General features: G+C 33.8%; 14 protein-coding genes. 7 read left to right on the top strand and 7 right to left on the bottom strand.

All coding sequences use genetic code 11. From position 1 onward, the window contains the following. The first annotated feature begins 200 nt into the window (after positions 1–200). From VP395_RS10015 to VP395_RS10040, 6 genes are all read left to right on the top strand, one after another. Positions 201–2,390 carry a LamG-like jellyroll fold domain-containing protein gene (locus VP395_RS10015; RefSeq protein WP_346241869.1) on the top strand — a complete coding sequence of 730 codons (2,190 nt, stop codon included), beginning with the start codon at positions 201–203 and terminating at the stop codon, positions 2,388–2,390. 30 nt (positions 2,391–2,420) lie between these two features. After that, positions 2,421–3,905 carry a T9SS type A sorting domain-containing protein gene (locus VP395_RS10020; protein WP_346241870.1) on the top strand — a complete coding sequence of 495 codons (1,485 nt, stop codon included), beginning with the start codon at positions 2,421–2,423 and terminating at the stop codon, positions 3,903–3,905. A 214-nt stretch (positions 3,906–4,119) separates the two neighbouring features. Next, positions 4,120–4,953, top strand: a complete 834-nt coding sequence (locus tag VP395_RS10025) for an OmpA/MotB family protein (RefSeq protein ID WP_346241871.1) — start codon at positions 4,120–4,122, stop codon at positions 4,951–4,953. A 224-nt stretch (positions 4,954–5,177) separates the two neighbouring features. Next, the gene (locus VP395_RS10030) at positions 5,178–5,795 is read left to right on the top strand and encodes a YqaA family protein (RefSeq protein ID WP_346241872.1); all 618 of its coding nucleotides are present in this window, start codon (positions 5,178–5,180) and stop codon (positions 5,793–5,795) included. A gap of 66 nt (positions 5,796–5,861) precedes the next feature. Continuing rightward, entirely contained in the window at positions 5,862–6,158 is a 297-nt protein-coding gene (locus VP395_RS10035; protein ID WP_346241873.1) for a DUF3817 domain-containing protein, read from the top strand. Next, positions 6,151–7,395: a mechanosensitive ion channel family protein gene (locus VP395_RS10040; RefSeq protein ID WP_346241874.1), complete on the top strand. Its 1,245-nt coding sequence runs from the start codon at positions 6,151–6,153 to the stop codon at positions 7,393–7,395. Before VP395_RS10035 ends, VP395_RS10040 begins: the two co-directional genes overlap by 8 nt. A gap of 81 nt (positions 7,396–7,476) precedes the next feature. On the opposite strand, the gene VP395_RS10045 is transcribed toward VP395_RS10040, so the two are convergent. The 7 genes from VP395_RS10045 to VP395_RS10075 all read right to left on the bottom strand — a co-directional run bounded on the left by VP395_RS10045 (position 7,477) and on the right by VP395_RS10075 (position 15,555). Next, the gene (locus VP395_RS10045) at positions 7,477–8,955 is read right to left on the bottom strand and encodes a PhoX family protein (RefSeq protein WP_346241875.1); all 1,479 of its coding nucleotides are present in this window, start codon (positions 8,953–8,955) and stop codon (positions 7,477–7,479) included. Positions 8,956–9,106: 151 nt separating this feature from the next. Beyond that, positions 9,107–10,165, bottom strand: coding sequence for a 3-isopropylmalate dehydrogenase (gene leuB / locus VP395_RS10050; protein ID WP_346241876.1), 1,059 nt, complete (start codon positions 10,163–10,165; stop codon positions 9,107–9,109). Positions 10,166–10,429: 264 nt separating this feature from the next. Beyond that, positions 10,430–11,953, bottom strand: a complete 1,524-nt coding sequence (locus VP395_RS10055) for an alpha-isopropylmalate synthase regulatory domain-containing protein (protein WP_346241877.1) — start codon at positions 11,951–11,953, stop codon at positions 10,430–10,432. After that, positions 11,954–12,550, bottom strand: coding sequence for a 3-isopropylmalate dehydratase small subunit (gene leuD / locus VP395_RS10060; RefSeq protein WP_346241878.1), 597 nt, complete (start codon positions 12,548–12,550; stop codon positions 11,954–11,956). Positions 12,551–12,645: 95 nt separating this feature from the next. After that, positions 12,646–14,040, bottom strand: a complete 1,395-nt coding sequence (leuC, locus tag VP395_RS10065; RefSeq protein ID WP_346241879.1) for a 3-isopropylmalate dehydratase large subunit — start codon at positions 14,038–14,040, stop codon at positions 12,646–12,648. Between the two features lie 230 nt (positions 14,041–14,270). Then, positions 14,271–14,657: an acyl-CoA thioesterase gene (locus VP395_RS10070; protein WP_346241880.1), complete on the bottom strand. Its 387-nt coding sequence runs from the start codon at positions 14,655–14,657 to the stop codon at positions 14,271–14,273. 4 nt (positions 14,658–14,661) lie between these two features. Continuing rightward, a complete protein-coding gene (locus tag VP395_RS10075) occupies positions 14,662–15,555 on the bottom strand; it encodes a DUF72 domain-containing protein (protein ID WP_346241881.1) in 894 nt (297 codons plus the stop codon). Between the two features lie 119 nt (positions 15,556–15,674). Here VP395_RS10075 and VP395_RS10080 point away from each other — a divergent pair, with 119 nt between their 5' ends. Beyond that, positions 15,675–16,091, top strand: a complete 417-nt coding sequence (locus tag VP395_RS10080) for a glyoxalase (RefSeq protein ID WP_346241882.1) — start codon at positions 15,675–15,677, stop codon at positions 16,089–16,091. Positions 16,092–16,097: the final 6 nt, after the last annotated feature.

Here is a 16,097-nt window from a genome sequence, read left to right on the forward strand (position 1 = left end):
AAATATTTTTATTATCTTTATTACCATCAATCAAGCCTTTATGTTATTTCCTTGTGTTTTTAAGCACTACTAGTAATTTTGAGGAAATACCCTTAACTATTGAGTTTCATAAGCCTTAACCTTAATTTTTGAATAGAACCAAGCTTTTTTCTATAAAAAGTGTTATGGAATTTGTATAGAAACAATTTTTATAATAGGTCATGGGAAATAGAATCATCAAATTACTTTTAATTTCTTTAATAACATTTTCAGTAGATGAGGCATCAGCTCAAAGCTCAATAAGTTTTAATGGTATAACAGATTATATTTCAGTTCAAGATAAACCGTCATTAGATATTAGTGCTGACTTTACAATCGAAGCTTGGATAAAACCTAATGATATATCTGGTGAGAAAACAATACTTATAAAGGGGAATAACGGGCAATGTGGAAATTATGGACTGTTTATTAAAGATGGTAATTTGGCATTTGTATCTGGTGGAGATTGTAATTGGGCTGTAAGTAGAGGAGTAAATTCGACGCTCCAAGTAGGAGTGTGGCAGCATGTAGCAGCTACTTCAAATGGAAATAATGTAAATCTTTTCATAAACGGTGTATTAAACGACACTTTAATTAGAAATGCTGCTGCTGGACCTATAAATAATGATGAATTATGGATTGGTCGCTCTATTTTCACAGTAACAAACTACTTTTTTAATGGGTTAATAGATGAAGTTAGAATATGGAGTGTAGTTAGAAGCTTAGCAGATATCCAAAATAATATCAATACTGAACTTTCGGGTTTAGAAACCAATTTGATAGCATATTATAAATTAGATGATATCGAAACCAATTGCGATGTTGAAGATTGTAGCCCAAATGAAAATCATGGAACTAGAATAAATATTAATGACAACAATAATCTACCAGCTTATAGTAATGAGCAACCTACCAACTTAGCAAATGTTGATTGCGGAGTAACCTTTAATGATTGTATCACATTTCAAGGTGAGTTTCAATTATTTGTTGATTCTGTTATGTTTAATTTGCAACCAGCCAATGCAAATAGTTTTTTAAACAATATATCCGAAGTTACTGATGTTATTCAAAATCTTCAATATTATTATGCAAACAGAAATCAAATTGTAGATGAGTTTTATGATTTCTTAGAAGATTTATGCACTACATACCCTAGTTTTTTCCAAATAAATCAAACTTTTGATGATGTACAATTCAAATATTTAGGCTCATTTAAAGAGCAGATTTATATGTATTTAAGAGATTATTTAAGGTATTATCCTGAAAAAGAACCACAATTATTAACTGCGCTAGATTTAACCAATTCTAATGCCACAAAATACTTTAAAATTTGGAATGATTATCAAATATTAGTAGTCGACAATTATAGCTTAAGTGAATTGCAATTAGATGTTATTGATATTATGCTTTCTACAATTCCAAGTTCTATAACTAATTTAGGAACAATTCTTTTTAGAGAATTTTATACTGATGATTATCAAAACGCAATCTATATAACGCAATTTGTCAGTGCTATTAATTCTTTTGGTAATTCTATAGGATCAGTCATTGATAATGGGTTTCCAAATAACTTTCAATCTTCAAATTCCGACCTTTTTACAATTGCATTAAGTCATGAAATTTGCCATACAGTTGATGCAGATTATATCACTTTTAATTCACGCCTTTTGAGTTGGAAGAACTCTTTATTTACTGCTGCTGGCACAACTTATAATGAGTATCTTAGAACAAAAGTGTTAGATGTAGGAGGTAATGATTTTTTTCAGATTTATCCTCAAGAATTTTTTGCGTCATTGGCCAATGTTTTTTATAACAATTCAATGTTAACGTTAGAATTAGCAATTGATAGATTTAATAGTGGCTTTAAACAGCCAATAAATCAATTTTTATTAATGGCTGATGCTCTTTCGTCTGAGGGTAATACCACACAGTTTTATCGGATTGATGAAAATTCAATTGTAAATTTAACTACTCATAATATTGAAAGAAATGCAAATGGATTTATAAGTAAACTTTATATAACCAATACTTGTGCAGTAGAATTCACATATGATACAAATAATCATGTAAGCTCTATGATTGTTCCAGATTTAAGTGGTTCAAATTGTGATACGGCACTTAGTATTGTAGAAAATACTTCTAATCAAAATCTTAAGGTTTACCCAAATCCAACTTCTGAATATATAAATATATATTATCCTTCAAATGAAAACTTCACAATTAAATTATGTGATCTATTTGGCAGGGTTATTCATCAAGAAAAGCACCCAAAATTTTTAGATATAAAACAACTAACTAACGGAACTTACTTTTTGCTAATACAAAGCAAAATAACAGGGCATATATCAATTAAAAAAATATTAAAGATTTAATTAAATATTAACCAACAAAAATAAAATATTATGAAAACAAAACTATTTTTATTCTTACTTCTACCAGCGTTAACTTTTGCGCAAATTCAGATTGGTTCAAATATTAATGGAGAAGCAGCTGGAGATTTTTCAGGCGATAGCCTATGCTTATCTGCCGATGGTACTATCTTGGCAATAGGTGCTTCAGAAAATGAAGGTGTTAATGGAATCGCCTCTGGTCATGTCAGGGTTTACGAAAACCAATCTGGAACTTGGGTGCAAATTGGCAGTGATATAGATGGTGAGGCAGCGGGCGATAATTCTGGTTTTAGCGTAAGTTTATCAAGTGATGGAAGTATTGTAGCGATAGGTGCATGGGACAATGATGGTGATAGTGGTACAAACTCAGGACATGTTCGAGTTTACGAAAACCAGTTTGGGAATTGGATTCAGGTAGGTGCAGATATAGATGGTGAAGCGGTAAATGACTTTTCTGGTGTAAGTGTGAGTTTATCAAGTGATGGTAGTATTGTTGCAATTGGTGCTGAAAGTAATGATGGCGCAAACGGTACAGATTCTGGCCATGTACGAGTTTATGAAAACCAGTCTGGGAATTGGGTTCAGATAGGAGCTGATATAGATGGAGAAGCTGCAGATGACTATTTTGGAACAAGTGTAATTTTATCAGATGATGGAAGTATTTTAGCAGTTGGAGCTCTTGGAAATGACGGTGCTAATGGTATTGATTCAGGACATGTACGAGTTTATAAAAACCAAAGTGGAAATTGGATTCAAATAGGTTCTGATATAGACGGAGAAGCAGCAAATGACTTTTCTGGATCACCAATTAGTCTGTCTGCTGATGGGAGTATAGTTGCCATAGGTTCTAATGAAAATGATGGTGCCAATGGTACAGACTCTGGTCATGCTCGTGTTTATGAAAACCAAAGTGGGAATTGGGTTCAGATAGGTTCTGATATAGATGGTGAGGCTGCTGGTGATGGGTCGGGAGTTAGTGTGAGTTTGTCTGATGATGGAAGTATTCTGGCAGTTGGAGCCTTTTTCAATGACGGAGTAAATGGTATAGACTCTGGGCATGTTAGAGTTTACCAAAATCAAGCAGGAAATTGGACGCAAATAGGTGTAGACATCGATGGAGAAGCTGTAGATGACTATTCAGGGTTTAATGTAAGTTTATCCTCAAATGGAACAGTTCTAGCAGTCTCAGCGGATAGTGATACTAACGGTATAGATTCTGGACATGTTAAAGTATATGATTTACTTTCAGTTTTATCAACTAAAAACTTTAATCAAGATTATTTTACATTATATCCTAATCCAGTTAAAGACATATTGAACATTAATTTAAGTAAAGATATAGACTTTGAAAATGTAAATATTTATAATATACTAAGTCAATTTTTATTTTCAACTCAAGAATTAAAAATTGATACGAGAAATTTGAAAAGTGGCATATATTTTATTGAGGTAGTAACTGATCGAGGAAAATCTACTAAAAAAATAATTGTAGAATGAGAATAGTTGACGTTACATAAGTCGAACATTTCCTGAAAGCACTATTACTCTATTAGTTCAATTAATTTGCACTATAATTAATATTATGTAAAATAGAATATTTTTAAAACACACTATTTCAGAACATTAAAAATTAATTTGAAATTTATTATTAATCAAATAATCTATATCCTCTTTTCTTTCGTAACTATAATCAAACAATAAAATTTATATTATGAGAAAAATAGCGTTCGTATTACTTGGAACAGTTTTAATGACAGCCTGTGTATCTAAAAAAAAATATTTGGCATTGGAACATGAAAATGGTGAAGTAAAAAGTGCTCTTGCAAAAACACAATTTGAAAAAGAAGAACTGGAAACTAAATTTGCTAAAATTGAAGCACGTGTTGAGGCTTACAATTCTAAAATAAATGCGTTAACCGAGGAAAACAACGTAAAAATGGAAGCCGTTGGCGATGTAGCAGTAATTTCAAACGAAACTAAAAAGCACATGCGTAACACGTTAACCAAGGTTGACCAAAATAAATTAAGACAAGCTACTACCCTTAAAGATTCTATGAATTTGGCGGTGTCGTACAACTTACAAAAATCATTAGATAACAGTACGTTAAACGAAGATGATGACATTGCTATTGATATAGACGAAACTGTGGTTATGATCTCTATTTCTGATAAAATGTTATTTAATACAGCTAGTTACCGCATAAGCAGTAAAGCGAACAACATTCTACAAAAATTAGCAAACGTTATAAATTCTGAACCTAGTATTGAAGTTATGGTTGAAGGCCATACCGATGCTAGATCTATAAACACCGAAAAAATTGCCGATAACTGGGATTTAAGTGTATTACGTGCTACATCCGTAGTTCGTGCATTACAAAATAAATATAATGTGGCTCCAGAAAAACTAATTGCTTCTGGTAGAAGTAGCTATTTGCCTGTTGCTAGTAACGATACTAAAGAAGACCGATCAAAAAATAGAAGAACTCGTATTGTTATTTTACCAAACATCAATAAATTCTTTGCGCTTATGGCGTCGAATGAATAATAAAATCCCTCTTAATTAATCCATTAAAAAAGGCTGTTTGTAATTTTATAAGCAGTCTTTTTTTGTTTAATGAATTGTATAACAGTTATCACCCATGAACTTATTTTCAGGGTCTCATAAACGGAATACCATACAAGTGTTATAAAATTATTAAAGTTGTAAATCTGCCGGCATAAACATATTATTTGGAGTATATTTGTACTCCTAAAAAAGTATAGCTTTTTATGAAACCTAAGTCAAAACCTAAAACAGAAAAATCACGTTGGAAACTTCTCCATCAGTATTACAGCTATACGGGTTTTTACAATTTTGTTTGGCAAGCCGTAAAAAAAGCACTGCCATTTATTATACTTATTGTGGTTGCTATTTATATTGTAAACCATTATTATGATATTAATGCGGCCTTGGTTCATTTAACCGAAACACTTCCCGTGTATGGTGTTTTAGGCTTCTTTTTTGTATCAGAAACTTTGTTGGGCCTCGTACCACCCGAAATATTTATTGCTTGGGCAGGTAAAATGTACGCGCCATGGTTGTTTCTAATGCTTTTGGCATTATTGTCGTATTCTGGTGGTTTGCTGTCTTATTATATTGGACAAATTATCACCAAAATACCCAAAGTGCATACCTATTTAGAGGTAAAAATGGAAAAACAGCTTAAAAACTCAAAAAAATGGGGAGGATTTTTAATAGTAGTTGGTGCCCTTTTGCCACTACCCTTTTCAATTTCTTGTATGGCTGCGGGTATTATTGGGTTTCCCTTTAGAAGCGTCATGGCCTATGGTTCGTTACGTCTACTTCGATTTTTAATTTACGGACTGGTTATTTTCCACGTATTTTAAAAAAATCTTAAAGACATTTACTTTTTAAGTATTGTACCGTATTTTTGTACACAAATTATATATACTATGTTTTCATTCCTTAATATTTTCAGAATTACAGCCCTTTTAGAAGGTGTATCGTATATTTTATTATTGTTTATAGCAACTCCAATAAAATACATGTTACACGATCCACAATATGTAAAAATGTTAGGCATGCCACATGGTATCCTATTTATAGGCTACGTAATTATGGCTTTTATGCTTAAAAAAGACCTGAACTGGAACACCAAACAGTTTGGAGAGGTTTTATTGGCATCCATTATTCCGTTCGGTACTTTTTATATTGATAGGAAGTATTTAAAGCCCCTAAAGAATGGATAATTACAAGCATTTTATATACGATTATCTTTTAACGGTTGGTACCAACGAAGCTGTAGCAAAATACCTAAACATGTTAGGGTTAGCGATAACCTTGTTTGTTATTATTTTTGTTATCGATTTTATTATCAGAAAGGTGTTGATTGGTGTTTTCTCGCAGTTTGCATCTAAATCTAAAACCAATTTTGACGATTTATTGGTTGCAAACAAAGTACCCCGAAACATTGCGCACATTATTCCCTTATTAATAGCCATCGAGTTTGTGCCTTTTGTTTTTTATGATTTCCAAGGGTTTGAAACGGTTATGGAACGTGGACTAAAAGTCTACGCCATTTTATTAACCTTATGGATTGTACGAAGCATTTTAAACACCCTTAAAGATTATTTTAAAACCTTACCAAATTTAAAAGACAAACCCATTGACAGTTACATACAGGTTTTCATGATTTTTGCATGGATAGTTGGTGTGTTTTCTGCCATTGCCCTTATTACACGCACACCATTTGTGCATTTTATAACAGGTTTGGGTGCTGCTTCGGCCATCATCATTTTAATATTTAAAGACACTATTTTAGGGTTTGTAGCAAGTATACAGGTATCCATAAACGATATGGTACGCATTGGCGATTGGATTACATTTCAAAAATACGGCGCCGATGGTGATGTGATTGAAATAAACCTAGCTACTGTAAAAGTTCAAAATTTCGATAAAACCATTACTACCATTCCCACCTATGCCCTTATTTCAGATTCGTTTCAGAACTGGCGTGGTATGACGAATTCGGAAGGGAGACGTATAAAACGTGCTTTGTATATCAAACAAAATGGTGTAAAATATTTATCGGATGACGATGTAGACGATTTAAAGAACATTCAGCTATTAAGTTCGTACTTAGAAACCAGACAGGCAGATATTAAATCGTACAACGAATCGAATCAAATTAATAAAGAGTTTTTATTAAACGGAAGAAACTTGACTAATTTAGGGGTTTTTAGAAAATATATCGATTCGTATTTACAAAATCATTCTGCCATCAATAAAGATATGATGATTATGGCGCGCCAGTTAGCACCTACCACACAAGGCATACCTTTAGAAATTTATGCTTTTAGTAGCGATAAACGTTGGGAAAACTACGAGTATATCATGTCTGATATTTTCGATCATCTTATTGCGGCACTTCCTTATTTTGATTTAGAGGTTTTTGAGTTGCCTAGTAGCCCAGGTTTTTTAAATTAAAATGGTCCCACTTATTTAACAATCAATTTTTTTGTTTCTTTTTCGTTTATATTAATAAGGTAAATACCCGTACTTAAGTTTTTAAGGTTCAATTTCATTTAAATCATTATAATTTTTATCAAGGAGTTTCATTCCTAATATAGAATACAGTTTGATATTGTTTATTAATGCTCCTTTAATGGTGATGTTTCCAACAGATTCTACAGGATTGGGGTACATGCTAAATTCGTTTAAAACCTTATTTTTAACCGAAAGGGTTGATAAGTTTTCAGTTAAAGCAACAACTAAACTGGTTCCTTTGGAAAAAGATACGGTATTTCCAGCAGCATCCAATTGGTTAGCGGCATTTCCAGAATCTGGATGCATTATGGACATAAACAGATATTTATAATCTGGAGTAAACGTAATGCCTGTTGGTTCTGACCCGATTGGTGCAGTACCAAATATTTCTACTTTCGGACTCGCTTGGGTATGTCCGTTTTTCACCACCCAAATATAATTATTACCACCGTCTTGTAACACCCACAAGTTGCCATCCGCATCAAAAGCCAAATTATCATTGCCGTTTCCCCAAGGAACAGATGTGATGGTTGTTCCGTTATTAATGTCATAACTTGCCATCCCAACAAATGTTTCCATGGTAACCGTTGATGTAGACGCCTCCAGTACATCGGAATCTGAAAAGCGATACACTTGACCTTCATTTTTTACTGCGAAATATACCATCCCATCAGGGCCAATTTCAACATCTTCAATTCCATTAAATACGGTCGCTCCAACAGCATTGCTTTGGGCAAGTGTTGAATTTTGTTCTGCGGGTGTTCCATTATTTAAAAGTATCCAGCTACCTGTACCGTTTTTAGAACCAGAATAGACATAAAGATTTCCAACACTTAAAATTTCCTCATTGACAGCAACAAACTTATATAGATATCCGGGATTGGAATCTGCTCCTTGGTATACGGTTCGTTTATTAGTGTGGATAGTAACGTTTTCATGTGCCATATTGCCCATGGCATAATGTTTTGTGATAGCTTTTGTAAAAGGGTTCACTTCTAAATTCCATCCAGCATCATTATAACCATCGGGAACAAATATATCGCCAACAACTACTTCCTCGCAAGAAATGATAGTATTCCAAGACGTAACTGTTCCCGAGCAATTCGCTGCAGTACCTCCAACAGAGCTAAAATCGAGATTTTCAGACTTGGTAGTTTCCCAGAGTTTAGTAATAGGACTAAGATTGATTTCAAAAAGCGTAACGCCTCCTCCTCCATCGGTTAAGGCACTTCCTTCTGAGTTTATACCTAAATATCCATTTGTGCTACTGTTTGCAATTGGCACATAGGCAGTGAAATCTGGTTTCACCTTAAATGTACCTCCTTCTGTTAGAGCATCTCCAACTTCTATTATTTTTTGAAATGCATGACTGGAAGGAATAACAAATTGAGCTGTTTGTGCTGTTGGTGTAATAGAGGTAAAATCACCAATATTTTGGGCGGTTAGGCCATCAATCGCTAATAAAAAGATCAGGGCTTTGAAATGTAATTTTATTTCCATAATTATAAAGTATTTGATTACCAGTAATTTAATTATTTTTTTCAAAATATTATTTCCTATTTTAAAAAACTTAATACATAAATAATATGAATAAAAAAACCTGACCAGTTTAAAAACCAATCAGGTGTATAATAGATTAAAAATATTTTTGCTAAATATTTGCTGCTAACCAGTCCCCTACTTCTTTAGTACCATAGGCTTTTCCTCCATCGGCTAAATCTTCAGTTACAATACCTTCAGCTAATGCTTTGTTTACTGCATCTCTAATTGCTTTTCCTTCTTCGTGTAAGTTAAAAGAAATTTCAAACATCATGGCAGCAGATAAAACCATAGCCATTGGATTCGCAATATTCAACCCTGTTGCTTGCGGATAAGACCCGTGAATAGGTTCAAACAACGCAATATCAGCGCCCATAGATGCCGATGGCATTAATCCCATAGACCCCGAAATAACCGAAGCTTCATCCGTTAAAATATCTCCAAATAAGTTTTCAGTAATTAATACATCGTAAGAGTTTGGCCACTGTACCAAACGCATAGCCACTGCATCAACCAACTCATAAGAAACAGTAACTTCTGGATAGTCTTTTTCCATAGCCTGAACCGTTTCTCTCCATAATCTAGAAGTTTCCAATACATTTGCTTTATCAACACAACACAATCTTTTAGAACGTGTCATGGCTAATTCAAATCCTTTTTTAGCCAAACGCTGTACTTCAGCTCTTGTGTAAACACAGTTATCAAAAGCAGTTTCTCCACCATCTCTTCTACCTTTTTCTCCAAAATAGATACCACCAGTTAATTCTCTAAAGAAAACCAAATCAGTACCCTCTATACGTTCTCTTTTTAAAGGCGATTTATCCAATAATGAAGGAAATGTAAACGTTGGACGTAAATTAGCAAACAAACCTAATTTTTTACGCATTTTTAATAAACCTTGCTCAGGACGTACTGGTGCAGAAGGATCATTATCAAAACGAGGCAAACCAATAGCGCCGAATAAAACAGCATCTGAAGCTAAACAAACCTCGTGAGTTGAATCTGGATAAGGCTCTCCTACCGCATCAATAGCGGCAGCACCAGTTAATGCTGGCTTCCAAGTTATTTCGTGTCCAAATTTTTGAGCAACCGCTTCACTCACTTTTTGTGCTTGCTCCATGACTTCAGGTCCAATACCGTCACCTGCTAAAACTGCTATGTTAAATTTCATTTTTATATTTATTTTAATCTTTAATTTATATTTTTTTTGGCGTTCCCCAAGGGGTCGGGCTTTTCGCTATATCTTTTTTAGGTCATTGCGAAGGAAATTTCTAATTTTCTGTGGCAATCTCTTTATTCAGAGAGATTACTTCGTCGTACCTCCTTGTAATGACTACCATTTGCTATGATAAAAAAGGATGTCGCTGCAATCCCTAACGCAAACCAGAACTAAATTCAGCTTCACACTCCATTCGTAATTCTGAATTCCTAATTCTTAATTGGTAATTATATTCAACATCTTCTCCGTGGCTTTTATAGCAGAAACCGTTTGATCGGAATCCAAACCACGAGTTTTAAATTCTTTTTCTGGGCTTTTCCAAGTAATTATGGTTTCACACAAAGCGTCGGAATGACTCCCTGGAGGTATTCTTACAGCATAATCTATCAAATCCGGAAGCACCATTTTTTTATTGATATAGATACTTCGAAGCGCATTCATAAAAGCATCAAACTGTCCGTCGCCTTGGGCATTTTCTTCAAACGTTTCACCATTAATAGAAATTGAAATGGTTGTTGAAGGTTTTAAGCCTTTCGCATGTGTTAATACATAAGAGTTCACTTTTACCTTTTCTTCATATGAATAACTATCCAGCACATCAGAAATGATATAAGGTAGGTCTTCTTTGGTAACCACTTCTTTTTTATCGCCCAGTTCAATAATACGTTGGGTTACTTTTTTCAAGTCTTCATCGTTAAGTTGAAGTCCTAACTCTTGTAAATTCTTTTGGATATTCGCTTTCCCAGAAGCTTTACCTAATGCATACTTTCTGGTTCTGCCAAAGCGTTCCGGCATTAAATCGCTAAAATACAGGTTCTTTTTGTTGTCGCCATCCGCATGAATTCCAGCCGTTTGTGTAAATACGTTCGCACCAATAATAGGTTTATTGGCAGGAATCATAATGCCTGAAAAGTTCTCGACCAATTTACTCATGGTATACAAAAACCCTTCATTTACATCTATTTTTAGATGAGGCATAAAATCGTTAACAACAGCAATAGTACTAGCCATAGGTGCATTTCCTGCACGTTCACCCATACCGTTAACTGTTAAATGCAATCCATCTGCACCCGCATTTAAAGCAGCCATAACGTTGGCAACCCCTAAATCGTAATCGTTGTGTGCATGAAAATCGAAATGCAAATTAGGGTATGCGTCTTTAATTTCTTTTACAAACTCAAAAGATTCGGTTGGAGTTAACACACCTAAAGTATCTGGAAGCATAATGCGCTTCACGGGTTGAGTGGCTAACAACGCTAAAAACTCAAAAACATAGTCTTTGGAATTGCGCATACCATTACTCCAATCTTCTAAATAAATATTGGTTTCAATCCCCTTTTCTTTGGCTAAAGAAATGGTTTCTGAAATCTCATTAAAGTGCTGAACAGGAGTCTTTTTTAACTGATAAGTTAAATGATTTAATGAACCCTTGGTGAGTAAATTTTGAACCTTTGCTCCTGCTTCAAGCATCCAATTGATGGATACACCTTTATCTACAAAAGTCAAAACTTCAACTTTATCTAAATAATTGTTTTCCTTGGCCCAATTGGTAACACTTTTTACTGCTTGAAACTCACCTTCAGATACTCGGGCTGAAGCAATTTCAATACGGTTTACCTTTAATTCTTCAAGTAAAAGTTTGGCAATAGTTAGTTTTTCAGAAGCAGAAAACGACACACCCGAGGTTTGTTCACCATCGCGGAGTGTCGTATCCATTATTTCAATTTTTTTTGGAGTCATTTACAGTAGTAAGCCGTTTGCAAATGTTTCTATATCTCCTTTTATGTTTTGTAAGTAATCAATATCATCAAAACCATTCAGCATATTTTCTTTTTTATAGCTATTGATTTCAAAAGATTCTTGAGCACCTGTTGAAAGAATAGTAATGGTTTGATTTGGAAGATTGACTTCAATTTCCGTATTCGGGTCGTCGTAAATAGCATTGAATATTTGTTCTGAAAATTCAGCCGATACTTGAACTGGTAATACACCAACATTCAAACAGTTGTTTCTGAAAATATCAGCAAAAAAGCTAGATACAACACAACGGAAACCATAATCGTAAACCGCCCAAGCAGCGTGCTCTCTTGAAGAACCAGAACCGAAGTTCTTACCACCTACCAAGATTTTTCCTGAGTAGATAGGGTTGTTTAATACGAAACTTTCTTTGGGTGAATTGTCGTTATTATATCTCCAATCACGAAATAAGTTATCTCCAAAACCTTCACGTTTTGTTGCTTTTAAGAAACGTGCTGGTATAATTTGATCGGTATCCACGTTTTCTAATGGTAATGGAACCGCTGTACTTGTTAATATATTGAATTTATCGTATGCCATTTTTTTAATTTGCTTTAGGCTATAAGCTATACGCTCTAAGCCATTATAATTATTGTGTTTTTGCTTACAGCATAAAGCTTAAAGCATATTGCTTTTTAAAGTAAATCTCTAGGATCGGTTACAACACCTGTAACAGCAGCCGCAGCAGCTACTAAAGGACTTGCTAGCAACGTTCTAGAACCTGGTCCTTGACGACCTTCAAAATTTCTATTTGAAGTACTTACCGCATATTTTCCTGCTGGTACTTTGTCATCATTCATCGCTAAACATGCCGAACAACCTGGTTGCCTTAATACAAACCCAGCTTCTGTAAGGATATCTAAAATACCTTCTTCCTTAATTAAAGCTTCCACTTCATGTGAACCCGGAACTAACCAAGCGGTTATATTATCAGCTTTTTTCTTTCCTTTAATTATAGATGCGAATGCACGGAAATCTTCAATTCTACCATTAGTACAGCTTCCTAAGAAAACATAGTCTACTTTTTTACCAATCATAGATTCGTTTTCACCATAACCCATATATTCTAAAGACTTTTTATAAGTAGCAACACCACCTTCAACAGCTTCTGCATTTGGTATGTTTTTAGAAATACCAATACCCATACCTGGGTTTGTTCCGTAAGTAATCATTGGTTCAATATCGCTTGCTTTGAATGTTAATTCTTTATCAAAGATAGCATCAGCATCGGTTTTTAAAGTTTTCCAATGAGCAACGGCTGTATTCCAAGCATCACCTTTAAGTGATAATGGCTTATCTTTTAAGTAAGCAAAGGTTGTTTCATCAGGAGCAATCATACCACCACGTGCACCCATCTCGATAGATAAGTTACAAACGGTCATACGTCCTTCCATAGTCATGTTTTCAAAAACATCACCTGCATATTCAACAAAATAACCGGTTGCACCAGAAGTTGATAATTGTGAAATAATATATAAAGCGACATCTTTAGGTGTAACACCTTTTCCTAATTGCCCATTTACATTAATGCGCATTTTTTTAGGTTTTGGTTGCATGATACATTGTGTAGACAAAACCATTTCAACCTCTGAAGTACCAATACCAAACGCAATAGCACCAAAAGCACCATGTGTTGATGTATGTGAATCACCACAAACAATTGTTGCTCCTGGAAATGTAATACCATTTTCAGGTCCTACAACGTGTACAATACCGTTTTTTTGGTGACCAAGCCCCCAGTGGCTTATACCGTATTCATTTGAGTTATCTTCTAAAGCTTTTAATTGGTTAGCAGATAATGGATCTTCAACTGGTAAATGTTGGTTAATTGTTGGTGTATTATGGTCGGCCGTTGCAAATGTACGCTCTGGATATAATACCTTTAAACCACGACTTTTTAACCCAAGAAATGCTACAGGACTTGTAACTTCGTGTATAAAATGACGATCTATAAAGAATACATCCGGTCCTCCTTCAATTTTCCTTACAACATGTGAATCCCATACTTTATCAAACAATGTTTTGCTCATATTCTATTTTAATTTAATTTAAATCTTTGTGAATTTTTACTAATGTTTTTCACTTAGTAAAAAGGCATACAAAGTTAGGAAAAACTGCTGTTTTTATTAAGCATATCACAGTATTTAAGACGCTGTCCTAATTATTTTTATAGTATTATTAATGGAAACTTAAAAAATCGATGATATTTTAATAGAATAGCATTATTGGTTATAAATTTTAAAGTATATGTGTTTAAAAATTACTTTAACCTATCTACTACGTATTCAATTTGAGTTTTGCCATGTGGTTTTGCTTTGCCATCAATCCCTACATTTACCATAACAATATTTGAAATGGTGATAATGGTTTCATGAGTCATTTTATTTCTAACCTCACAACTTAAGGTTAAAGATGCTTTTCCAAATTTCACAACATCAATACCAATTTCGATAATATCACCTTGTTTCGCCGAAGCTTTAAAGTCTATCTCGCTAATGTATTTGGTTACCACTTTAGGGTTTTCAAGCTGAATGATGGTGTAAAGAGCCGCTTCTTCGTCTATCCACTCTAATAATTTGCCACCAAACAGCGTTCCGTTGGCATTTAAATCTTCTGGTTTTACCCATTTTCTGGTGTGAAATCTCATAATTTTATAATAATGTTTGTTGTACGTTTTTGTTATTATTTGGAATAACTAAATTATAACCCAATTCCCTGTTTAGCTTTTTTATAAAATAGGCTGAAAGTAAAGGTGATTCTTTTTCAATGTTTTGATGAATAAAAAAATCTATTTCTTTTATGCCTTGTTGTTTCCAAACCTTCAATCGCTCAATCCAATCGTCTAAGCGTCCATAATCACTTGCATGGTTTGCTCCCACATAACGCACAAATGCGGTAGCGTTAGTTAGGCGCATGTGCATAATATCGCGTCTTCCGGCAGAATCAACTAAGATGTTTGAAATATTATTTGCTTCTAAAAGTTGAAACAAATCGTTTGAAATTGAAGCATCATTATACCAATTGGTATGTCTAAACTCCATAGCCAGTGGTATTTCTTTTGGCCAATCTTCAACAAATTTTACAACTCTGATAAAATCCTTTGGTGCGAAATTATCATTCATTTGCAAAAAAACCGTTCCCAATTTTTCTTTTAAGTTGGATGCATTGTATAAATAATGATCAACTACTTCTTTGGTTTCTTGCAAACGTTTCCAATGGCTTATTTCTTGGTTAAGCTTCGGAAAAAACTTAAAATTTTCGGGTGTTTTATCATACCATGACGCAAATTGTTCTGCTGGAAAAATTCTGTAAAATGTGGCGTTCAACTCAATGGAATTAAACTGACGGGAGTAATATGCCAATTCATCTTTAGTCCCTTTAGGGTAAAATCCTTTTAAATCGGCTTTATTCCATTTGGCACAACCTACATAAATTTCAGGGATACTATCATCTTTAAATTTACTTAAAACACGTGCTGTATCAGGATGGTCTTTAGGCAATGTAAAGTCAATTTGCTCTGGATTTTTAACACTTCCAAACTTCATTTGTTTTTTTGTTTAAAGATAAAAAATTCTGAGTTGTTAATAACCCCGTTAACAACTATAAACGCTTCAAAACATTTTAAACTTTAATATTCTATAATTTTAATAAAAACTCTTCAACCATGAACACACGACAATTTAATTTAAAGAGCATTCGTCCTGAAATTCTTAGCGCAACAATTAACGATAGTATGAGTAATGACGAGCGTTTTCAAAATTTAGTACTACGCCCAATAATAAAGTTACAAAATGATTTGTTTATTGAAGTTTTTAAAAACTATATTGCTAAACACAAAATGGTGTTTTACAGTTACCCTTTGGAGAAGCGTTTATTATATATTGAAAACGCTGTAAATAAAGATATAAAATTCCGTAACTCACTAAAAGGCATTGTAATAGGCATGTTTACTGTAGAGGAATATTTAATATACATCCAAAATTCTTCAGCTTTAAACAAACGTATGATGCAGATTGTAAAAGAACGATTGATTAGTAATGTGCAACTTTTTGACCAACCAGAAGTGCTTAAAGCAGTATAAAAATTT

Origin of the sequence: Mariniflexile soesokkakense, from assembly GCF_039650365.1 — a bacterium.
GTDB lineage: Bacteria > Bacteroidota > Bacteroidia > Flavobacteriales > Flavobacteriaceae > Mariniflexile > Mariniflexile soesokkakense.